This window comes from Enterobacter sp. JBIWA003, assembly GCF_019968825.1.
GTDB lineage: Bacteria > Pseudomonadota > Gammaproteobacteria > Enterobacterales > Enterobacteriaceae > Enterobacter > Enterobacter quasiroggenkampii.
In genome coordinates this window covers 3945543-3967143 of the sequence record NZ_CP074170.1, presented here as the reverse complement: position 1 = coordinate 3967143, position 21601 = coordinate 3945543, and the positions used below count along the sequence as shown (strand labels likewise).

Annotated in this window: 21 protein-coding genes; 9 read left to right on the top strand and 12 right to left on the bottom strand. The window is 59.8% G+C overall.

The window, feature by feature from the left end:
• Positions 1-33 precede the first annotated feature (33 nt).
• From KGP25_RS19130 to KGP25_RS19120, 3 genes are read left to right on the top strand one after another with little or no spacing between them, the layout of a single operon-like run.
• Positions 34-636, top strand: coding sequence for a non-oxidative hydroxyarylic acid decarboxylases subunit B (locus KGP25_RS19130; RefSeq protein WP_008499595.1), 603 nt, complete (start codon positions 34-36; stop codon positions 634-636).
• Positions 626-2053 carry a non-oxidative hydroxyarylic acid decarboxylases subunit C gene (locus KGP25_RS19125; protein ID WP_048029223.1) on the top strand — a complete coding sequence of 476 codons (1428 nt, stop codon included), beginning with the start codon at positions 626-628 and terminating at the stop codon, positions 2051-2053. The genes KGP25_RS19130 and KGP25_RS19125 overlap by 11 nt, the downstream gene beginning before the upstream one ends.
• 10 nt (positions 2054-2063) lie before the next feature.
• Positions 2064-2285 carry a non-oxidative hydroxyarylic acid decarboxylases subunit D gene (locus tag KGP25_RS19120; protein ID WP_003862116.1) on the top strand — a complete coding sequence of 74 codons (222 nt, stop codon included), beginning with the start codon at positions 2064-2066 and terminating at the stop codon, positions 2283-2285.
• 137 nt (positions 2286-2422) lie between these two features.
• Here the strand turns inward: KGP25_RS19120 and mutS are convergent, their stop codons facing one another.
• Positions 2423-4984 carry a DNA mismatch repair protein MutS gene (gene mutS / locus KGP25_RS19115; RefSeq protein WP_023616757.1) on the bottom strand — a complete coding sequence of 854 codons (2562 nt, stop codon included), beginning with the start codon at positions 4982-4984 and terminating at the stop codon, positions 2423-2425.
• A gap of 113 nt (positions 4985-5097) precedes the next feature.
• A complete protein-coding gene (locus KGP25_RS19110) occupies positions 5098-5328 on the bottom strand; it encodes a SymE family type I addiction module toxin (RefSeq protein WP_045908493.1) in 231 nt (76 codons plus the stop codon).
• 175 nt (positions 5329-5503) lie between these two features.
• Between KGP25_RS19110 and KGP25_RS19105 the strand changes: the two genes are divergently transcribed.
• Positions 5504-5848, top strand: a complete 345-nt coding sequence (locus tag KGP25_RS19105; protein WP_045418265.1) for a nitrous oxide-stimulated promoter family protein — start codon at positions 5504-5506, stop codon at positions 5846-5848.
• A gap of 5 nt (positions 5849-5853) precedes the next feature.
• Here KGP25_RS19105 and KGP25_RS19100 read toward each other — a convergent pair whose 3' ends face one another.
• From KGP25_RS19100 to hypA, 10 genes are all read right to left on the bottom strand, one after another.
• Entirely contained in the window at positions 5854-7074 is a 1221-nt protein-coding gene (locus KGP25_RS19100; protein WP_048029224.1) for an MFS transporter, read from the bottom strand.
• Positions 7075-7090: 16 nt separating this feature from the next.
• The gene (locus tag KGP25_RS19095; protein ID WP_045908495.1) at positions 7091-7852 is read right to left on the bottom strand and encodes an ABC transporter ATP-binding protein; all 762 of its coding nucleotides are present in this window, start codon (positions 7850-7852) and stop codon (positions 7091-7093) included.
• Positions 7852-8889 (bottom strand): iron ABC transporter permease, encoded by a 1038-nt coding sequence (locus KGP25_RS19090; protein WP_223539493.1) that lies wholly within the window; start codon positions 8887-8889, stop codon positions 7852-7854. The genes KGP25_RS19095 and KGP25_RS19090 overlap by 1 nt, the downstream gene beginning before the upstream one ends.
• Positions 8889-9887 carry an ABC transporter substrate-binding protein gene (locus tag KGP25_RS19085; protein ID WP_048029226.1) on the bottom strand — a complete coding sequence of 333 codons (999 nt, stop codon included), beginning with the start codon at positions 9885-9887 and terminating at the stop codon, positions 8889-8891. The genes KGP25_RS19090 and KGP25_RS19085 overlap by 1 nt, the downstream gene beginning before the upstream one ends.
• A 154-nt stretch (positions 9888-10041) precedes the next feature.
• Positions 10042-12114, bottom strand: a complete 2073-nt coding sequence (gene flhA / locus KGP25_RS19080; protein ID WP_063622356.1) for a formate hydrogenlyase transcriptional activator FlhA — start codon at positions 12112-12114, stop codon at positions 10042-10044.
• A gap of 55 nt (positions 12115-12169) precedes the next feature.
• Entirely contained in the window at positions 12170-13180 is a 1011-nt protein-coding gene (hypE, locus tag KGP25_RS19075) for a hydrogenase expression/formation protein HypE (protein WP_223539492.1), read from the bottom strand.
• Positions 13177-14298: a hydrogenase formation protein HypD gene (gene hypD, locus KGP25_RS19070; protein WP_167213728.1), complete on the bottom strand. Its 1122-nt coding sequence runs from the start codon at positions 14296-14298 to the stop codon at positions 13177-13179. Before hypD ends, hypE begins: the two co-directional genes overlap by 4 nt.
• Before the next feature lie 2 nt (positions 14299-14300).
• On the bottom strand, positions 14301-14573 hold the full coding sequence (locus KGP25_RS19065; RefSeq protein ID WP_063622353.1) for a HypC/HybG/HupF family hydrogenase formation chaperone: 273 nt from the start codon (positions 14571-14573) through the stop codon (positions 14301-14303).
• Positions 14564-15427 (bottom strand): hydrogenase nickel incorporation protein HypB, encoded by an 864-nt coding sequence (gene hypB / locus KGP25_RS19060; RefSeq protein ID WP_045908502.1) that lies wholly within the window; start codon positions 15425-15427, stop codon positions 14564-14566. Before hypB ends, KGP25_RS19065 begins: the two co-directional genes overlap by 10 nt.
• Before the next feature lie 3 nt (positions 15428-15430).
• On the bottom strand, positions 15431-15781 hold the full coding sequence (gene hypA, locus KGP25_RS19055; protein ID WP_039265546.1) for a hydrogenase maturation nickel metallochaperone HypA: 351 nt from the start codon (positions 15779-15781) through the stop codon (positions 15431-15433).
• Between the two features lie 210 nt (positions 15782-15991).
• Here hypA and hycA point away from each other — a divergent pair, with 210 nt between their 5' ends.
• The 5 genes from hycA (at position 15992) to hycE (ending at position 21596) form a co-directional block, all read left to right on the top strand.
• A complete protein-coding gene (hycA, locus tag KGP25_RS19050) occupies positions 15992-16456 on the top strand; it encodes a formate hydrogenlyase regulator HycA (protein ID WP_032653166.1) in 465 nt (154 codons plus the stop codon).
• Between the two features lie 70 nt (positions 16457-16526).
• Positions 16527-17135: a 4Fe-4S dicluster domain-containing protein gene (locus KGP25_RS19045; protein ID WP_223539491.1), complete on the top strand. Its 609-nt coding sequence runs from the start codon at positions 16527-16529 to the stop codon at positions 17133-17135.
• Positions 17132-18946: a formate hydrogenlyase subunit 3 gene (gene hycC, locus KGP25_RS19040; RefSeq protein WP_223539490.1), complete on the top strand. Its 1815-nt coding sequence runs from the start codon at positions 17132-17134 to the stop codon at positions 18944-18946. Before KGP25_RS19045 ends, hycC begins: the two co-directional genes overlap by 4 nt.
• A gap of 1 nt (position 18947) precedes the next feature.
• Positions 18948-19871, top strand: coding sequence for a respiratory chain complex I subunit 1 family protein (locus KGP25_RS19035; RefSeq protein ID WP_223539489.1), 924 nt, complete (start codon positions 18948-18950; stop codon positions 19869-19871).
• Positions 19872-19886: 15 nt separating this feature from the next.
• A complete protein-coding gene (gene hycE, locus KGP25_RS19030) occupies positions 19887-21596 on the top strand; it encodes a formate hydrogenlyase subunit HycE (RefSeq protein ID WP_045908505.1) in 1710 nt (569 codons plus the stop codon).
• Positions 21597-21601: the final 5 nt, after the last annotated feature.

Here is a 21601-nt window from a genome sequence, read left to right as displayed (position 1 = left end):
GTTCGTGTACGAACAAATTAATTGAGGTGCTGAATGAGATTAATCGTGGGAATGACGGGAGCAACGGGTGCTCCGCTGGGCGTGGCGCTGTTGCAGGCGCTGCGGGAAATGCCGGAAGTAGAGACGCATCTGGTGATGTCGAAGTGGGCAAAAACCACCATTGAACTGGAAACCCCTTACACCGCGCAGGACGTTGCTGCGCTGGCTGACGTCGTCCACAGCCCGGCTGACCAGGCCGCCACCATCTCCTCCGGTTCATTTCGTACCGACGGCATGATCGTCATTCCCTGCAGCATGAAAACGCTGGCCGGGATCCGCGCGGGCTATGCCGAAGGGCTGGTGGGCCGTGCGGCGGATGTGGTGCTGAAAGAGGGGCGCAAGCTGGTGCTGGTGCCCCGTGAAACGCCGCTCAGCACCATTCATCTGGAGAATATGCTTGCGCTCTCCCGCATGGGTGTGGCGATGGTGCCGCCTATGCCTGCGTATTACAACCACCCGCAAACCGCCGATGACATTACCCAGCATATTGTGACCCGCGTGCTTGACCAGTTTGGTCTGGAGCATAAAAAGGCGCGCCGCTGGAACGGGTTGCGGGAGGCGAAACATTTTTCACAGGAGAATAAAGATGGCATTTGATGATTTGAGAAGCTTCCTGCAGGCGCTCGATGAGCAAGGGCAACTGCTGAAAATTGAGGAAGAGGTAAACGCCGAGCCGGATCTGGCGGCGGCAGCCAACGCGACCGGCCGCATCGGTGACGGCGCGCCCGCGCTGTGGTTCGACAACATTCGCGGGTTTACCGATGCCCGCGTGGTGATGAACACTATCGGCTCCTGGCAGAACCATGCCATCTCGATGGGGCTGCCTGCGAACACGCCGGTGAAAAAGCAGATCGACGAGTTTATTCGCCGCTGGGATAAATTCCCGATTGCGCCAGAGCGCCGCGCCAATCCGGCCTGGGCGCAGAATACGGTGGACGGTGAAGACATTAACCTGTTCGATATTCTGCCGCTGTTCCGTCTGAACGACGGCGACGGGGGGTTCTATCTCGACAAAGCGTGCGTCGTCTCGCGCGATCCGCTTGACCCGGATCACTTCGGCAAGCAGAACGTCGGCATCTACCGCATGGAAGTGAAGGGCAAGCGCAAGCTCGGCCTGCAGCCGGTACCGATGCACGATATCGCTCTGCATCTGCACAAAGCCGAAGAGCGCGGCGAAGACCTGCCGATTGCTATTACCCTCGGCAACGATCCGATCATTACCCTCATGGGCGCGACGCCGCTGAAATACGATCAGTCAGAGTATGAAATGGCCGGCGCGCTGCGTGAAAGCCCATATCCGATTGCTACCGCGCCGCTGACCGGCTTCGACGTGCCGTGGGGTTCTGAAGTGATCCTGGAAGGGGTGATTGAAGGCCGTAAGCGCGAAATTGAAGGTCCGTTTGGCGAGTTTACCGGGCACTACTCCGGTGGCCGTAACATGACGGTTGTGCGTATCGACAAAGTTTCTTACCGCACCAAACCGATTTTCGAATCCCTTTATCTCGGTATGCCGTGGACCGAGATTGATTATCTGATGGGGCCAGCCACCTGCGTGCCGCTCTACCAGCAGCTGAAAGCGGAGTTCCCGGAAGTGCAGGCGGTGAACGCGATGTACACCCACGGCCTGCTGGCGATTATCTCCACCAAAAAGCGTTACGGCGGTTTTGCCCGCGCGGTCGGCTTGCGCGCCATGACCACGCCGCACGGCCTGGGCTACGTGAAGATGGTGATCATGGTGGATGAGGATGTCGACCCGTTCAACCTCCCGCAGGTGATGTGGGCACTGTCGTCGAAGGTTAACCCGGCAGGCGATCTGGTGCAGTTGCCGAATATGTCGGTGCTGGAACTGGATCCTGGATCCAGCCCGGCGGGTATTACCGACAAACTGATTATCGATGCCACCACGCCTGTCGCACCGGATACCCGGGGCCACTATAGCCAGCCGGTACAGGATCTCCCTGAAACCAAAGCCTGGGCTGAAAAACTGACCGCGATGCTGGCTGCACGCCAATAAGGAGGAAAAGATGATTTGTCCACGTTGTGCCGATGAGCATATTGAAGTGATGGCGACGTCGCCGGTGAAAGGGGTCTGGACCGTTTATCAGTGCCAGCATTGTCTGTATACCTGGCGCGATACCGAACCGTTGCGTCGTACCAGCCGCGAACATTACCCGGAAGCGTTCCGCATGACGCAGAAGGATATCGATGAGGCGCCGCAGGTGCCGACAATCCCGCCGCTGCTGTAAAAAAGCCCGGTGGCGTTGCGCTTACCGGGCGATAACATCGTGCGGTCTGTTTTGCCGGGTGGCGGCTTCGCCTTACCCGGCCTACAAAAACCGTAGGCCCGGTAAGCGCAGCGCCACCGGGCAAAGATCGCAGAAAACTAAACCAGACTCTTCAAACGATAAATCCACTCCAGCGCCTGACGTGGCGTCAGCGAATCCGGATCGAGGTTTTCCAGCGCTTCCACGGCAGGCGATGTCTCTTCCGCCGGTACCAGCAGCGACATCTGCGTTCCGTCAATCTGCGTCGCCGCCGCATTCGGTGACAGGCTTTCCAGTTCACGCAGTTTCTGACGCGCGCGTTTGATCACCTCTTTCGGTACACCAGCCAGCGCCGCAACGGCCAGACCATAGCTCTTGCTTGCCGCGCCATCCTGCACCGTGTGCATGAAGGCGATAGTGTCGCCGTGCTCCAGCGCATCAAGGTGGACGTTAGCCACCCCTTCCATTTTCTCCGGCAGTTGCGTCAGCTCGAAGTAGTGGGTGGCGAACAGCGTCATGGCCTTGATTTTATTCGCGAGGCTTTCCGCACAGGCCCATGCCAGCGACAAACCGTCATAGGTTGACGTTCCGCGTCCGACTTCGTCCATCAGCACCAGGCTGTGCTCCGTCGCGTTATGCAGAATGTTAGCCGTTTCAGTCATTTCAACCATGAAGGTTGAGCGACCGCTCGCCAGATCGTCCGCAGCTCCAACACGGGTAAAGATACGGTCGATGGGGCCAATCTCCACGTTTTGCGCCGGAACGTAGCTGCCGATATAGGCAAGCAGGGCAATCAGCGCCGTCTGACGCATATAGGTACTCTTACCGCCCATGTTCGGACCGGTAATGATCAACATTCTTCTCTGCGGCGACAGGCTCAGCGGGTTGGCGATGAACGGTTCGTTCAGCACCTGCTCGACCACCGGATGACGGCCTTCGGTAATACGAATGCCGGGCTTGTCGGTAAAGGTCGGGCAGGTGTAGTTCAGCGTTTCTGCGCGTTCCGCCAGGTTCACCAGCACGTCCAGTTCCGCCAGCGCGCTGGCGCTCAGCTGCAGGTCGGCCAGGTGCGGCATCAGCATGTCGAACAGCTCTTCATAGAGCTGTTTTTCCAGCGCCAGCGCTTTCCCTTTCGAGGTGAGGACTTTGTCTTCGTACTCTTTCAGCTCGGGAATGATATAGCGTTCAGCGTTTTTCAACGTCTGGCGGCGCACGTAGTGAATCGGCGCCAGGTGGCTCTGCCCGCGGCTGATTTGAATGTAGTAACCGTGAACCGCGTTATACCCCACTTTCAGGGTGTCGAGACCAAGACGCTCGCGCTCGCGGATCTCCAGCTTATCAAGGTAGTCTGTCGCACCGTCCGCCAGCGCGCGCCATTCGTCCAGCTCCTCGTTGTAGCCCGGGGCAATCACGCCACCATCACGCACGAGAACCGGAGGCGCATCAATAATGGCGCGTTCAAGCAGCTCGCGGAGTTCGGTAAATTCACCCATGGTTTCGCGGAGTTTCTGTACCGGCGCGCTGTCAACGTCACTCAGCTGCGCGCGCAGTTCCGGTAACTGCTGGAAAGCATGACGCATCCGCGCGAGGTCGCGAGGTCGCGCCGTGCGCAGCGCCAGACGGGCCAGGATTCGTTCCAGATCCCCCACCTGGCGCAGGACAGGCTGCAGCTCGGTATACCGATCCTGCAGGGCAGCAATCGTCTGCTGGCGGCAAACCAGCGTTGCGGTATCGCGAATCGGCATATGCAGCCAGCGTTTCAGCATACGGCTGCCCATTGGCGTGACCGTACTGTCCAGGACCGACGCAAGCGTATTTTCTACGCCACCCGCCAGGTTCTGCGTGATCTCCAGGTTACGGCGCGTGGCGGCATCCATGATGATGCTGTCCTGCTGGCGCTCCATGGTGATAGAGCGAATGTGCGGCAGGGCAGTGCGCTGGGTATCTTTCACGTACTGCAGGAGGCAACCTGCCGCGCACAGCCCGCGTGGGGCATTTTCAACGCCAAAGCCAATCAGATCGCGGGTGCCAAACTGCAGATTCAGCTGCTGGCGCGCGGTATCAATTTCGAATTCCCACAGCGGACGGCGGCGCAACCCGCGACGACCTTCAATCAGCGCCATTTCGGCGAAATCTTCGGCGTAGAGCAATTCTGCCGGGTTGGTGCGCTGCAGTTCGGCTGCCATTGTTTCACGATCGGCCGGTTCACTCAGACGAAAACGCCCGGAGCTGATGTCCAGCGTCGCGTAGCCAAACCCTTTGCCGTCCTGCCAGAGCGCGGCCAGCAGGTTATCCTGGCGCTCCTGAAGCAGGGCTTCATCACTGATGGTGCCTGGCGTGACGATGCGCACGACTTTGCGTTCCACCGGACCTTTTGAGGTCGCAGGGTCGCCGATCTGTTCGCAGATGGCGACAGATTCACCCTGATTCACCAGTTTCGCCAGGTAGTTTTCTACCGCGTGGTGCGGAATGCCTGCCATCGGGATGGGCTCACCTGCCGATGCGCCACGTTTGGTCAGCGAGATGTCGAGCAGCTGCGATGCACGCTTAGCATCGTCATAAAACAGCTCGTAAAAATCGCCCATACGGTAAAACAGCAGGATTTCCGGATGCTGTGCCTTCAGCTTCAGATACTGCTGCATCATCGGCGTATGTGCGTCGAAATTGTCGAGTGTGCTCATGGAGTTATGATGTCCATTTCTTTGAATATAAACCGTTTTGAGCGGCTCAGTGGCCGTTTGTTCCTTCTATTGTCGCATGAAAAAAAGGTACGGCGCAGAAAAATGTCGTCGCTTTACGAGGCATCTTCCGACATTAACTCAATGACTATTTTTCCATGCTCAACGCCCACGCGAACCCGGGAGTGGGTGGTAAACCCAGCCTGTTCAAGCCAGTCTCCTTTTAAGCTCAGCGCCGCATGCACGCTGTAGCGCTTCGGTATCTTGGTATTGCGGTCTTCATGGCGCTTTCTGAAATATCCCACGGTTAAATGGCGATAGGGTTTGTTGATAGCGAGTTCTTGCATAGGGTCTCCCGACAACACGGATAAAAGTCATTACTGATGCCTGTATAAAATACCAGTGATTGTCGGGCGGTGCAGGGCTAAAACTGGAATCAGGCTTCAGAAAACCGCATGCAAAAACTGAAATTCTGCATTGAAAGGTGTATTATTTTTGCACTTTATTGTTCGGTAAGTCGCTATGTCCGGTAAACGAATTTCACGCGAAAAAGAGACCATCGCGAAAATGATCGCGCTGTATCAGAAGCAGTGTCCTCAGGCCTCTGCGGAAGAGGGGCACTATCAGGCGCTAAATGCCTATGCCGATAAGCGCCTGGATAAATGCGTTTTCGGGGAGGAAAAGCCTGCCTGTAAACAGTGTCCGGTCCACTGCTACCAGCCTGCCAAACGCGAAGAGATGAAGCAAATTATGCGCTGGGCAGGCCCGCGAATGCTCTGGCGTCACCCCATTCTGACCGTCCGTCATCTGATGGATGATCGTCGTCCCGTACCGGAACTGCCGGAAAAGTATCGTCCGAAAAAGTGACCGGTTCAGCTTCTGAGCGGGCGGCAAATCACGTTCATGGCCAGCGCGCTGCAGAGCGGGAAGAGGGCCAGCAGCAGCCAGGGGAGCATCGCCTGCGTGGAGGGCACCAGGGCGCGATCCAACAGACTGCCAAACAGCAAATTCCCCGTCAGGACCGCGACTCCGCCAGCGGTGGCGAGTGCGCCATAGTGCGCCCCCAGCGTGGACTCTTCGGCAAACCTTGGGATCAGATCCTTTGCCGAGGGTACCAGCAGCATCTGCCCCAGCGTCAACAGCGTCACGAAACAGACCGACGGCAGCAGGCGCAGCCAGCCCTCTGGCGGTGCCGTCGACGCAAACATTGCCACGCTTGCAAAGGCGGCGGAGAGCAGCAAAAAGCCCACCGGCAGGATCCTCACCGCGCCCACGCGCCGGGCGAAACGTGCCAGCGGCAGTTGTAAAGTGATGATCAGAATGGAGGCCAGCATAAAAAGCGGGCCGAGATCTTTCTCGTTACCGCCGGAACGCTGGATCTCTACCGGCAGCGCCAGATAGAGCTGGTTATAGCTCAAAAGCCACGAGCTATAGGCAATGATAAAGGCGACAAAGCGGGGCTGGCGGAACGTCGTCCACCAGGGAACGAGCTTCAGCGTCCGCGAGGCGTGGCGTGACGCGGGCAGGCAAAAGTAGAGCACCACCAGCGCAACGATAAAGACCCCTGCGCCCGCCAGCGCCACCTGGCGAAAGCCCAGGCCGGTGAGCAGGGCGCCGGCAACCGGGCCCAGTACCGCACCGAGTTCCCCGCAGACCGCAAAGAGCGCGAACCACTCCGCCCGGCTTCGTTTACCTTTCGCCTCGCTGTGCGTGCCCGCTTTCGCCAGCAATGCTTCAATCGACGGAGAAAACAGCGCGCCGCCCACGCCTGTCAAACATGCGCCCAGAATAATCGGCCACAGTGATCCTCCGAACGCCAGCAGCAGATACCCCGCAACGCGAACAATACAGCCGCTCAGGATAACGACTTTCGCGCCAAACCTGTCCGAGAGCGCACCGCCGACGATAAACATCCCCTGCTGAGAGAAGGTGCGCAGGCCGAGGATCAGCCCGATCAGCCCGCCGGAGAGCAGCATGTCGTCGCGCAGGAATATCGCCAGGAAGGGAACAACGGCGTAAAAGCCAATGTTAAAAACAAACTGGCTACCCAGTAAGACGGGCGGCCAGAGCGTGGTGGCAGGGCGAAGGGGCATCGTTATTCACTGGCCCCTAAACGATAAAGTGAATGTGCTTTTTGCCATGGAACGGTGAGATCTCAATTTTGGTTTTGACCCGGAAGACGTCCCAGAGCAGCGACTCGGACAGGATGTCCTGCGGTGTTCCCGTCGCCACAATGTGCCCTTTCTGCATCACAATCAGCGAGTCGCAGAACATCGAGGCGTGGTTGAGATCGTGGATGGCGACAATGCTGGTGACCGGTAATTCACTGATCAACTGCATCAGCTGCATCTGATGATGAATGTCCAGGTGGTTGGTCGGTTCATCCAGCAGGATTTCCGTCGGGGTCTGGGCCAGCGCGCGGGCAATGTGGACGCGCTGTCGCTCGCCGCCGGAGAGGCTCAGCCAGCCCTGGTCACTTTTATCCAGCATATCCACGCGCTGCAGAGCGGCGGTGACGGTCTCGTCATCGTGCGTGCTCCAGTTGGAAAAGGCGGAGTGGTGCGGAATACGTCCAAGTTTCACCACGTCGCGCACGCGCATGTTGGCGTCAGTCATGCCGTGCTGTTCCACGAAGGCGACCCGGCGGGCAAGCTGTTTTTTGGCGATGCGGGTAATGTCCTGTCCGTCCAGGGTGACGCAGCCAGCATCCGGGCGACGCAGCCCCGCGAGGATACGTAAAAGAGAGGATTTACCGCAGCCGTTAGGGCCAAGCAGTCCTACCGTTTCGCCCCGTGACACCTTCAGCGAGACGTCATTAACGATGACTTTTTTGCCGACCTTCCAGGTAATATTTTCCGCGCAGATGCTCATCACTTATTCCTTGAACGGTAGATAATCACGGCAAAGAAGGGGACGCCAACCAGCGCGGTGACCACGCCGACGGGCAGGCTTTGCGGTGCTATCAACATGCGTGAGGCAATGTCTGCCAGCACCATCAGGATCGCGCCTGCCAGCGCGCTGGCAATCAGCAGCGTGCGGTGCAGCGGCCCGAACAGGAAACGCATCACGTGCGGCACCACCAGCCCGACAAAGCCGATTGACCCCGCCATGCTGACGATGGTTGCGGTAATCAGCGCGGTGGTGGTAAAGAGCGCCAGGCGCACCCAGGGAACGGCAATGCCCAGCGACGCGGCGGCGTCGTCACCGAACGTAAAGGCATCCAGCGCCCGGGAATAGTAGAGGCAAATGGCTAACCCAATCAGCACCACGACCAGTGCCAGCTGGAATTCAGGCCAGCGTACGCCGCTGAAGCTGCCCAGCAGCCAGAACATCACGTCGCGCGCCTGCTGGGCGCTGGCGGAGGTGCTGATGGTGTAGGCGGTAATGGCGTTGAACAGCTGCGAGGCGGCGACGCCTGCCAGAATAGTACGTTCATTCCCGCCGCGCGCGCCGTTCGTCAGAAACGCGACAAACGCAAACGCGGCGAATGCCCCGGCGAAGGCACCGGCAGAAAGGGAGACCGCACCGGTGCCGATCCCCAATACGACAACAGAAACCGCCCCGGTCGACGCGCCCGCGGACACGCCGAGCACGTAGGGTTCCGCCAGCGCGTTCTTCAGCAAGCTCTGCAATACGGCACCGCAGATGGCCAGCCCCGCGCCGCAGCAGGCCGCCACCAGCGCGCGGCTCAGGCGAAAGTCCCAGATGACGCTTTCATAGATGCGAGTGAGCGGAACCTGGGTGAGCCCCATTTTATTGCTGATGGCGTAAAACACGTTATCCAGCGGGATGGACAGCTCGCCGACGCTGACGCTCAGGGCGATCACCAGAAATAGCAGTACCAGGGCGAGCAAAGCCGAGGTCGTCAGAACCAGGCTCTGCCGGGCCTGAAGAACGGCGATTGTCATCAGTTCAGCCCCAGCTTTCTGAGCTGTTCGCCGACCTGCTCAGCCCCGTAAATCGTGCGAATCGTCGGGTTCATGGCCTGACCGTCCATCACCACGATGTGGCCTTTTTTCACGGCGTCCAGCTGGCTGACGGCCGGATCGCTCTTCAGGAATTTGATTTTTTCTTCCGCGTTATCCAGCGCCCAGCGGTTGCGGTCCAGGCTGGAGACCACAATCACATCCGGATTGGCGGCAATAATGCTTTCCCAGCCCACGGTTGGCCATTCGGTTTCGGAGGTGATGGCGTTATGCCCGCCCATCAGGCTCGCAATAAACCCGGAGGGGCTATTTTTACCGCCTACGTAGGCGTCCGCAGAGGGGGATGAGCTGGAGAACCAGAAGACAAACGAGAGGTCTTTTTTGTTCTTGCCGAATTCCTTACGCAGGTCGGCCTCACGTTTTTTGAAATCGGCAATCACGGCCTGACCGCGGTCTTCAACGTTAAAGATTTTGGCGAAATCCTCAATCTCCTGATAGAGATACGTCATATCCCACAGTTTCTGGCGGCTGCCGTACATATCGCCCGTGGCTTTTTTGGTCGCGCACATGCCCGGTGACACGTAGCTGTTCACGCCCAGGGTCATCAGATCGTCGCGTTTTGCGACCTTGCTTTCCGGCCCCAGCAACAGCGGCGTTTGGGCGGGGACAAAGTCGGGATTTTGCGCAAGCACGGATTCAAGGGTAGGGATTTCAACCGTCAGGGTTTTGATTTTTGCGTTCTGTTCCGCGAGCTGCGGCAACACTTTCGTCGGCCAGAAGGCGCTGGCCTTCACCTTATCTTCCAGCCCCAGCAGGAGCAAGATTTCGACGGTATTCTGACCCAGGGCCACGACGCGTTCCGGCGCTTTGGTGAATGTCTCTTTATAGCCACAGTTTTCAATGGTCAGAGGATATGTGGTTGCCAGAGCAGAACTGACCGACGCAACCGCCAGGCCTAACGCGCAGATGACCTTCTTCATGAAACGCTACCCTTGGTTAATATTATTATTGATGCAAATGAAACTCATTATTAAGGCGGAATTTTATACAGAGGAAACGATTTTGTGTCAATGAGGGACAATTGCGCAGGGTAACGAAAGGCGGTGTCAGAGCAACACCGCCGGATTGGGGGGCTTAAACCAGGCTCTCTTTATCGATCCCGAGACGTTTCATGCGCGACAGCAGGGTAGTGCGTTTTAACCCTAAACGCTGGGCGGCACCTTTTGGCCCGGCGACCACGCCGTTGGTCTCTTTGAGTACGCGCATAATGAGCTGATATTCATCTTCTCCCTCTTTCGCTGTCTCGGCGGCGGGCACGGTCACGTCAGGCAGCGTCACTTCAGGCAGGGAGAGCTGCAGGACATTCCCGCGCGTCAGCAGCACCGCACGCTCGATGACGTTTTCCAGCTCGCGCACGTTGCCGGGCCACTCCATCGATGAAAGGGTACGTAACGTCTCGGCAGGAATGCTGTCGATATTTCGCCCCATCCGTCGCGCGATCTTGGCGGTAAACGCTTTGACCAGCAGGGGAATATCTTCCGGGCGCTCGCGCAACGGCGGCAGGAAGATCGGGAACACGTTCAGGCGATAGTAGAGATCGCTGCGGAACTCGCGGTCGGCGACCATCTTTTTCAGGTCGCGGTTAGTGGCGGCAATCAGCCGCACGTCAGTCTGGATAAGCTTGTTGCTGCCAAGACGTTCAAACTCTTGCTCCTGCAGGACGCGCAGCAGTTTCGGCTGTAGCTCCAGCGGCATATCGCCCACTTCGTCGAGGAACAGCGAGCTTTTGTCCGCCAGCTCAAACCGGCCCAGCCGCTGGCTGCTTGCCCCGGTAAAGGCGCCCCGTTCGTGGCCGAACAGGTCGCTTTCCAGAAGCCCTGCGGGCATCGCCGCGCAGTTCATCTTCACCATCCGACGGCTGTTGCGGTTGCTCAGGTTGTGGATGGCGCGGGCAATCAGCTCTTTACCCGTACCGGTTTCGCCCAGAATCAGTACCGTGCTGTCGCTTTGCGCCACCATCTCAACCTGCTTGAGCACGTTGTACATGGCGTCGCTACGTCCGATGATTTCACCAAACTCGCTGTCCACGTTGTTGAGCTGTTCGGTCAGGGCCAGGTTCTCATCCACCAGCCGCTCCTTCAGACGATGAATTTCCTGATAGGCGAGGGCGTTATCCAGGGCGATGGAAATACGCTCGGCGATCTGTCGCAGCAGCTTCAGGTTGGCGGTGGTAAAGACGCCTTCCTCGCACTGCGCCAGCTTAAGCACGCCCAGCATGGTGTTGCCGGACATCAGCGGCAGCAGGCACAGGGTCTGAATTTTATTGCCCCAGGTGTTAAACAGCATCCGCTCGTACGGTGCCACCGGATCCTGTTCGTTGAGGTTGATCAGGAGGATCTCTTTGCTTTTGAAGACCCGCTCCGAAAGGGTCCCCGCTTCATCCACTTCACTCTGCTCGTGTGCCGGGTTGGCTTCATCCAGATAATGCGTGGAGTAGATGTTCAGCTTGCCCTTGCGATGGCCGCGAAGCGCGATGCTGATGGCATCGATTTTGAAATAGTGATGGATCTCTTTCGACACTTCGCTGACCAGCTCGTCCATATCGAGCCGTGACAGTACGGCGTTAGTGATGGCGACCAGAATGCGGAAGTTGTCGCGTTCGCGGCTCAGCAGGTCGTAATCCACATTATTGGTCACGCGGCTTTGGATCTGCTCCGCAACGACGGCCACAATCTGGGTAAAGGTGTGCAGGCGTTCGTATTCCGCCTCGCTCCAGGGCTGGTCGGTCGTGCGGATAAACTCACAGCCGCCAAAAATCTGACCCTCTGCTGCCAGCGGCAGCATGCAGTAATGCCCGAACGGCTGATAGAGGTTACTCTCCGCGAGCCGCGGCCACGCCTGCCGGAACTCCTCAAAGTTACAGTGCAGCACTTCAGGTCGGGAGAGAATGCGGCGCACCGGGCCATGCGCGAGATACGTTTCGTCTTCGTATTCAAACGTTTTGCCATTGTCACGCGTTGAGTAGTAGCTCGCGCGGTGCGTTCCGCTATGCCACAGTACAATCGCGGCGCTGTCGGCCAGCGCCGACTGCCTGACCAGCCGCGTCAGGGCATCGCTCAGCGCACCGAGATCGGGCTGCTGTAAAAGTGTGCGCGTAATGTCAAACAGGCCCTGCTGTCCAAGATCGCTCATCGGTGTATACGGCATAGTGCTTTCCAGTAGAAACGAGCAAAAAATCCATGCTGGTCGCTTGTGGCGCGGCCTAGCAAATACGGGGTAAGGGTTCAGCGTGCGGCAGATCCAGCGTGCGCTTCACGCCATAAAGTCCGGTCAGGCGCACCCCTTTGCGCTCAACCACTTCACCAATTATCGCCGCCTCTTTTCCTGACGGATGAGCCTGCAGCTGTTCAAGAACGGCTTGTGCCGCGGCCCGTTCAACGCCAATCACCAGCTTGCCTTCGTTTGCAAAGTTGAGCGGGTCCAGCCCCAGCAGTTCGCAAAGCCCACGAACGGCGGGCTTAACGGGCAGGCTGCGCTCGGTGAGTTCAATCCCGCATCCGCAGCTTGCCGCAAACTCATGGACCACGGCGTTGACACCGCCTCGCGTGGCATCCCGCAGGGCCTTCACGCCGGGAAAACCGCGCAGCGTCTGAATCAGCGGGGTGAGTACCGCGCAGTCGCTGCGCAGTTCGCCGTCCAGCCCCAGGCCTTCGCGCAGGTTCAGGATGGTCGCCCCGTGGCAGCCCAGCGTGCCGGTCACGATCAGCACGTCCCCCGCACTGAGGCGCTGCGCACCCCAATGAATATCGGCGGGGATCGCGCCCATGCCGGCGGTGTTGATAAACAGCTTGTCGGCCGCGCCGCGCTGCACCACTTTGGTGTCGCCGGTGACGATAGCTATCCCCGCCTCGCGCGCGGTCTGCGCCATGCTGTTGACCACGGCCGTGAGCGTCTCCATCGGTAATCCCTCTTCAAGGATAAACCCGCAGGAGAGGTAGCGCGGGATGGCGCCGCTGACGGCGACGTCGTTTGCCGTGCCGCAGACGGCGAGCTTGCCGATATCGCCGCCCGGGAAGAACAGCGGATCAATGACGTAGCTGTCGGTGGAGAAGGCCAGCCTGTCGCCCTGGGCGGTGAGGGTGGCGAGGTCAATGCGCGCCTGGTCTTCCTGTTCGGCGAGCCAGGGGTTGTTAAAGGCCTCCATAAACAGCCGGTTAATCAGCTGCTGCATCGCCTGTCCGCCGCTGCCGTGCGCCATTTCAACCGTATTCATGCTTCACTCTCCTGGTTGCGATACTGATACCACGCGGCACACGCCCCTTCGGAGGAGACCATCAGCGCACCAAACGCCGTTTGCGGGTTACAGGTATTGCCAAATAACGGACACTGATGCGGTTTGCATTTGCCGGTGAGCACCTCGCCACAGCGTGCCCGGGGATCGTCGCAAACCTGCTGCGGCTGCGGGCGGAAATGCGCTTCGGCATCGAACGCGCGATAGGCTGGCGTCAGGCGCACGCCGGATTCAGCAATCAGCCCCAGGCCGCGCCATTCGCTGTCGCCCTCAACGCTAAACACGTCGGCTATCGCCTGCTGCGCTCGTTCATTTCCCGCATCCGGCACCACGCGGCGGTACTGATTTTCCACGGTACTCAGGGCCGCTATTTTCTGCTCAACCAGCATGGTGACACCTTGCAGTAGATCAAGTGGTTCGAAACCAGCCACCACTAACGGACGATTGTACTGTTCAGCGATAAAACCGTAGGCGTCTGTGCCAATCACCATGCTGACGTGGCCCGGTGCCAGAAAGGCGTCAATGCCGTTGCCTGGCTCTTCCAGCAGGCTGCGCAGGGTGGGGATGAGCGTAATGTGCTGGCAGAAGAAGAAAAAGTTATCGACACCGCGTGCTTTCGCCTGCTGCAGCGTGATGGCGGTGGCGGGCATGGTGGTTTCAAACCCCAGGCCAAAAAACACCACCTTGCGCGCGGGGTTATCCGCTGCCAGCGTCAGGGCATCCATCGGCGAATAGACGATCCGGATGTCTGCGCCGCGCGCTTTCGCCTGCAGCAGCGAACCATTTTTCCCCGGCACGCGCATCGCGTCGCCAAAGGTGCAGAAAATGACGTCGGGCTGGCTGGCAATTTCAATACAGCTGTCGATGCGCCCCATCGGCAGCACGCAGACCGGGCAGCCGGGGCCGTGGATAAACTCAATGTTTTCCGGCAGCAGCTGGTCGAGGCCAAATTTGAAGATCGCGTGCGTGTGCCCGCCGCACACCTCCATGATCCGCAGCGGCCTTTCTTTCGTGTAGTCCAGCCGCGCTGCGCGCGTTTTCAGGTGGCCGATAAGCTGCAGCACCTGCTCCGGCGCGCGGTATTCATCAACGTAACGCATGATTATCGCTCCTCGCCGTACAGCAGCGCGCCCACGTCAGGCTCCACGTCGAACATATTTTGCAGGGCGTCGAGCGTGTCGCGGGCTTCCGCTTCGTTAATCACGCTCATGGCGAACCCCACGTGGACCAGCACCCACTGGCCGAGACGCGAGGCGCCCGTTTCATCGGTGCTGCCCACCAGCGTCAGGTCGACGTCGCGCAGGATGCCGCAAACCTCGACTTTGGCCTGATTACCGTCGATGGCGTGAATTTGTCCCGGTACGCCTATGCACATCGTTCGCTCTCCAGCCAGTGTAGCCAGCCGTCCATGCCGTCGCCGCGCGTGGCGGAAACCAGCAGGATCTCAATCTCCGGGTTCACCTCGCGGGCATACGCCAGGCACTTATCCACGTCGAAATTCAGGTACGGCAGCAGGTCGACTTTGTTCAGCAGCATGACGGACGCGGCGGCAAACATGTGCGGGTACTTCAGCGGCTTGTCTTCGCCTTCGGTCACTGAAAGCACCGCCACCTTGTGTCGTTCACCGAGATCGAAGCTCGCCGGGCAGACGAGGTTGCCAACGTTTTCAATAAACAGGATGCCGTTATCCGCCAGCGGCAGGCGCGGGGCGGCGTCGGCAATCATCTGCGCATCCAGGTGGCAGCCTTTGCCGGTGTTGACCTGAATCGCCGGGGTGCCGGTTTCGCGAATGCGCGCCGCGTCGTTAACGGTTTGCTGGTCGCCCTCGATCACCGCGCAGGAGACGCGCCCGTTCAGACGCTTGAGCGTTTCGGTCAGCAGCGTGGTTTTACCGGAACCGGGGCTGGAGACCAGGTTCAGCGCCAGCTGTTTGCGGGTGGCAAAGCGGGCGCGGTTGCGGGCGGCGAGCTGGTTATTTTTGTCCAGCACGTTGATTTCCACCTCCAGCATCTGGCGCTGGCTCATGCCCGGCGCGTGGGTGCCCGCTTCGCCGTGGCCGTAATGCAGGTCGCCCGCATCGGAGCGTTGCGGCGCAAAGGTAATGCCGGTCAGGGCTGCCGCAGGGCGTGGGGCGGGTGAAAAGGGCGCGGAGCGAAACGCGGAGTGGGGGCGGTGTTCATCCCCTTCTATATACAGGTTGCCTTCGGCGCAACCGCAGGTACTACACATACTTTACTCCTTCTCGATTTCGAGGCGTTGGATCTGCATGCCGTCATCCGCCACGATGCGCAGACCGCCGCTCTGACACTGCGGGCAGCGCTGTACCTTCGATGACAGCAGGGTGACGTACTGCTGACACTGCTCGCACCAGCACTCCGCCTGCTGTTCTTCAATATGCAGTTCGCAGCCTTCCGCCAGCGTGCCGCGGCAGACCAGCTCAAAACAGAAGGTCAGGGCGCTGGTCTCGACGCAGGAAAACGCTCCGACCTTCAGCCAGACGCCGGTGACGCGCTTCGCGTGGTTTTGCACTGCCTGCTGTTCGATAAGTTCCAGAGCCCGCTGGCAGAGGGTGATTTCGTGCATGACGCCTCCTCAATGAATTGCCCCGGTAATGCAATAACAGTGCCAGCTTGATTTTTGTTAAGGCGTGACGATGTCAACGCTGTCGAAATGACACGTCGACACCGCGGTGATGACAGCGGTTTTTCAGTTTAATCCCTTTAAAATCAGCAAAATAAAAACTGGCATGGAATCTGCTTAACAGCCGCTATCTCCATTAAACGGATACCTTCTATGACTATTTGGGAAATCAGCGAAAAAGCAGATTACATCGCGCAGCGTCATCAACAGTTACAGGACCAGTGGCACCTTTACTGCAACTCGCTGGTTCAGGGCATTACCTTGTCGAAAGCGCGTCTTCACCACGCGATGAGCTGCGCGGCGCAGGGGGATATGCGCTTTGTCCTCTTCGGCCATTTCACCATCAACGTGACCCTGGCGGATAACTTCAACAGCCACACCATTGAGTACTACCTCGAGACAAAAGACGGCGAAAAACAGTGTATTGCGAAGGCGCAGCTGATGGCCGACGGCATGGTGGACGGCCACGTCAGCAACCGCGATCGCCAGCAGGTGCTGGAGCACTATCTGGAAAAAATCGCGCCGGTTTATAACGGCCTGTACGCCGCCGTTGAGCACGATCTTCCGGTCAACCTGAAGCAGCTGATGGATGGAAATGCCTCAGCGAACGTGGCCTGACCCATGCGTGTCGAGAAGTGTCGACAAGACAGCTTTTCGACAAAAATGACTATCACCAGAGGATAACCCGGTGAACCGTTTTGTAATTGCTGACTCGACGGTCTGCATTGGCTGTCGAACCTGTGAGGCGGCGTGTTCGGAAACGCATCGTCTGCATGGGCTGCAGTCCATGCCGCGCCTGCACGTCATGCGTAATGAAAAAGAGTCTGCCCCGCAGCTCTGCCATCACTGTGAAGATGCCCCGTGCGCGGGTGTCTGTCCTGTAAATGCCATCACCCGCGTGGATGGCGCAGTCCAGTTGAACGAAAGCCTGTGCGTAAGCTGCAAGCTGTGCGGCATTGCCTGCCCGTTCGGCGCGATTGAATTTTCCGGCAGCCGCCCGCTGCATATTCCGGCCAATGCCAACTCGCCTAAAGCCCCGCCCGCGCCGCCAGCGCCTGCACGCGTCAGCACGCTGCTGGACTGGGTGCCCGGCATCCGTGCCGTGGCGGTGAAGTGCGACCTGTGCAGCTTCGATGAACAGGGCCCGGCCTGCGTACGGACCTGTCCGACGAAAGCGCTGATTCTGGTTAACATTCGCGACATCGCCCGTACCAGCAAGCGCAAGCGCGAGCTGACCATCAACAGTGATTTTGGCGACCTTTCTCTGCTACAGGCGTTTAACGAGGGGGCGAAATGAACGCGGCCATGATGATTACCGGCGCGGTAGCTTGTTTTATTGCCGCAGCTATTCTGGCGCCGATCTTCTCCTTCCATAAAACCCTGAGCGGCGGGGTTGCCGGGATTGGCGGGGCGGCAGGTAGCCTGTTGACGCTGGCGGCAGGCGGCGCTGTTCTGCTCGGCGGACAATCCGTTGACACCCTCATACCGCTGGTTCGCCACACCGTTGAGATTACGCCGCTGAACGCCCTCTGGCTGGTGACGTTTGGCCTGTGCGGGCTGTTTATCAGCCTGTTCAATATCGAGTGGCATCGCCACCCGCACGCTAAAGCCAACGGCCTGTTGGTGAACCTGCTGATGGCGACGGCGGTCTGTACCGTTACCGCCAGCAACCTCGGCGCGCTGGTGGTGATGGCGGAGATCATGGCGCTCTGCGGCGTGTTCCTGACCGGCTGCAGCGCCTCCGGGAAATTATGGTTTGCGCTGGGACGCCTCGGGACACTGCTGTTGGCGCTGGCCTGCTGGCTGGTGTGGCAGCGCTTCGGCACGCTGGACTTCGCTGCGCTTAACGGGCATCCGCTGGGGAATGACGTCTGGCTGCTGGGCGTGATCGGCTTTGGCCTGCTCGCCGGCATCATTCCGCTGCACGGCTGGGTGCCGCAGGCGCATGCGAATGCTTCCGCGCCCGCCGCCGCGCTGTTTTCTGTGGTGGTGATGAAGGTCGGTCTGTTTGGGATCCTGGCGATTACGCTGACCGGCGGACAACCGCCGCTGTGGTGGGGCGTGGTGCTGTTGATTGCGGGCATGATCACCGCCTTCGTCGGCGGCCTGTACGCGCTGATGGAGCACAATATCCAGCGTCTTCTGGCGTACCACACGCTGGAGAATATCGGCATCATTCTGCTCGGCATTGGCGCGGGCGTGACCGGGCTGGCGCTGAATCAACCGGCGCTGATTGCGGCCGGTTTTATCGGCGGTCTTTATCACCTGATCAACCACAGCCTGTTTAAAAGCACCCTGTTCCTCGGGGCGGGCAGCGTCTGGTTCCGCACCGGCCATCGGGATATCGAAAAGCTCGGTGGGATTGGCAAAAAAATGCCGGTGATTTCGCTGGCGATGCTGGTCGGGCTGATGGCGATGGCCGCGCTGCCGCCGCTGAACGGCTTTGCCGGGGAGTGGGTGATCTATCAGTCCTTCTTCGCCCTCGGTCAGAGCGAGGCGTTTATCGCCCGTCTGCTGGGGCCGTTGCTGGCGGTCGGGCTGGCGATTACCGGTGCGCTGGCGGTGATGTGCATGGCGAAAGTTTATGGCGTGACCTTCCTCGGCGCACCGCGTACGCGTGAGGCTGAGAACGCCTGCTGCGCACCGCTACTGATGGGCGTAAGCGTGGTCGCGCTGGCGCTGTGCTGCATCGCGGGCGGCGTCGCCGCACCGTGGCTGCTGCCGCTGCTGGGCAATGCCATTCCGCTGCCGCTGACCGCGGCGAACACCACCGTTTCCCAGCCCATGATCGCGCTGCTGCTGATAGGCGCACCGCTGCTGCCGCTGGTGCTGATGCTGTTCTTCAAACGCGACCGGCTCACCTCCCGCTCGCGCGGTGCAGCATGGGCCTGCGGCTACGAACACGAACAGTCGATGGTCATCACCGCCCACGGTTTCGCTATGCCGGTGAAAGAGAACTTTGCCGCCGTGCTGAAGCTGCGCCACTGGCTGAACCCGGTGCGCTGGGTACCCGGCTGGCAGAGCGCTGCCGCACCCGCGCTGTTCCGCCGTCTGGCGGTTATCGAGCTGGCGGTGCTGGTGATCGTTGTGATTTCACGAGGAGCCTGACATGAGTCTGTTACTGGCAATTCTTCAGGCGCTGGTGCTGTTTGCCGCCGCGCCGCTGCTGTCGGGCATCACGCGCGTGGCGCGCGCCCGGATGCACAACCGTCGCGGGCCTGGCGTGCTTCAGGAGTACCGCGATCTCTTCAAACTGCTCTCGCGTCAGAGCGTCGCCCCGGATGCCGCAGGCTGGGTCTTCCGCCTGACGCCGTTCGTGATGGTGGGCGTGATGCTCACCATCGCCACCGCGCTGCCGGTGGTGACGGTGGCTTCGCCGCTGCCGGCACTCGGGGATCTAATTACGCTGATCTACCTGTTTGCCATCGCCCGCTTCTTCTTTGCGATTGCGGGTCTCGACACCGGGAGCCCGTTTACCGGCATCGGCGCCAGTCGCGAGGCGATGCTCGGCGTGCTGGTTGAGCCGATCCTGCTGCTGGGGCTGTGGGTTGCCGCGCAGGTTGCGGGCTCAACCCATATCAGCTTTATCACCCACGCCGTGTACCACTGGCCGGTTGCCCGCTCCCTTCCGCTGGTGCTGGCGCTGTGCGCCTGCGCGTTCGCCACCTTTATCGAGATGGGCAAGCTGCCGTTCGATCTGGCCGAAGCCGAGCAGGAACTGCAGGAAGGACCGCTCACCGAATACAGCGGCTACGGCTTTGCGGTGCTGAAGTGGGGCATCAGCCTTAAACAGCTGGTGGTGCTGCAGATGTTTGTCGGCGTCTTCTTCCCGTGGGGGCAGATGACGCACTTCTCCGCGGGCGGTCTGCTGCTGGCCGTCGTGGTTGCCGTCCTCAAGCTGCTGGTCGGCGTGCTGGTCATTGCCCTGTTCGAAAACAGCATGGCGCGTCTGCGTTTTGTGGAAACGTCACGCATTACCTGGGCCGGTTTTGGTTTTGCATTTTTAGCGTTCGTCTCCTTGCTGGTGGCGTGATTAAAGAGAGTGTTTATGTCTGAAGAAAAGAAAGGTCAGCAGTATCTCGCCGCATTGCATCAGGCTTTCCCCGGCGTGGTGCTGGAGGAATCCTGGCAAACCAAAGACCAGATCACCGTCACCGTAAAGGTGAACTATCTGCCAGAAGTGGTGGAGTTTCTCTACTACCGGCAGGGCGGCTGGCTGTCGGTGCTGTTCGGTAACGACGAGCGCCAGCTGTGCGGCAATTACGCGGTGTACTACGTGATGTCGATGGAGCAGGGCGAGAAGTGCTGGATCACCGTGCGCGTCGAGGTCGACCCGAATAAACCGGAATACCCGTCCGTCACGCCGCGCGTGCCCGCTGCCGTCTGGGGCGAGCGTGAAGTGCGCGACATGTATGGTCTGGTGCCGGTTGGCCTGCCGGATGAACGCCGTCTGGTGCTGCCGGACGACTGGCCGGACGAACTCTATCCGCTGCGCAAAGACAGCATGGACTACCGCCAGCGTCCGGCCCCGACCACCGACAGTGAAACCTACGAATTCATCAACGAGCTGGGCAGCAAGAAGAATAACGTGGTGCCGATCGGCCCGCTGCACGTCACTTCCGACGAGCCGGGCCACTTCCGCCTGTTCGTCGACGGCGAAAACATTATCGACGCCGACTACCGCCTGTTCTACGTCCACCGCGGCATGGAAAAGCTGGCGGAAACCCGCATGGGCTACAACGAAGTCACGTTTCTTTCTGACCGCGTGTGCGGCATCTGCGGCTTCGCCCACAGCACCGCCTACACCACCTCGGTAGAGAACGGCATGGGGATCGTGGTGCCGGAACGCGCGCAGATGATCCGCGCCATCCTGCTGGAGGTGGAGCGCCTGCACTCGCACCTGCTGAACCTCGGGCTGGCCTGCCACTTCGTCGGGTTTGACTCCGGGTTTATGCAGTTCTTCCGCGTGCGTGAAGCGTCGATGAAGATGGCGGAGATCCTCACCGGGGCGCGCAAAACCTACGGTCTGAATCTGATCGGCGGGATCCGCCGCGACCTGCTGAAGGATGACATGATCCAGACCCGCCAGCTGGCGCAGCAGATGCGCCGCGACGTGCAGGAGCTGGTGGACATGCTGCTCAGCACGCCCAACATCGAGCAGCGCACCGTCGGCATTGGCCGCCTCGATCCGGAGATCGCTCGCGACTTCAGCAACGTCGGCCCGATGGTGCGCGCCAGCGGCCACGCCCGCGACACGCGTGCCGATCACCCGTTCGTCGGCTACGGCCTGCTGCCGATGACCGTGCACAGCGAGCAGGGCTGCGACGTCATCTCCCGTCTGAAGGTGCGCATCAACGAGGTGTTCACCGCGCTGAACATGATCGACTTTGGTCTGGACAACCTGCCGGGTGGCCCGCTGATGGTGGAGGGCTTCACCTACATTCCAAATCGCTTTGCCCTCGGTTTTGCCGAAGCGCCGCGCGGGGACGATATTCACTGGAGCATGACCGGCGACAACCAGAAGCTCTACCGCTGGCGCTGCCGTGCGGCGACCTACGCCAACTGGCCAACCCTGCGCTATATGCTGCGCGGCAACACGGTTTCCGATGCGCCGCTGATCATCGGCAGCCTCGACCCATGCTACTCCTGCACCGACCGCATGACCGTCGTGGACGTGCGCAAGAAGAAAAGCCAGGTGGTGCCGTACAAAGAGCTTGAGCGCTACAGCATCGAGCGTAAGAACTCGCCGCTGAAATAAGGATT